Raw genomic sequence first — 299 nt, forward strand, 5'->3', positions numbered from 1 at the left:
GCCCGGACCGTTCGAACCAGCCATAGACGTTGCGATGCAGGATTTTCTGGGCGTCGGGACAGGACGGCTTGAGATCGCGCGGGCGCTTCGGCTCCGCCGCCATCGCAGCCGCACAGGCCAGCGCCTGTCTCTTATACACATCTCCGAGCCCACGAGACTCTAGGCGCGATCGCGTATGCCGTCTTCTGCGTGAAAAAGGGGGGGGGGGGGGGGGGGGGGGGGGGGGGGGGGGGGGGGGGGGGGGGGGGGGGGGGGGGGGGGGGGGGGGGGGGGGGGGGGGGGGGGGGGGGGGGGGGGGG

At 75.6% G+C, this 299-nt stretch carries 1 protein-coding gene; it reads right to left on the reverse strand.

Features of this window, described 5'->3' with window-relative positions:
* The coding region (locus JHD80_RS29015; protein WP_465246570.1) for a DUF2161 family putative PD-(D/E)XK-type phosphodiesterase at positions 1-139 on the reverse strand (139 nt) is incomplete at its 3' end.
* Positions 140-299 lie beyond the last annotated feature (160 nt).

Source organism: Allobosea sp. ASV33 (genome assembly GCF_016428755.1).
Classification (GTDB): domain Bacteria; phylum Pseudomonadota; class Alphaproteobacteria; order Rhizobiales; family Beijerinckiaceae; genus Allobosea.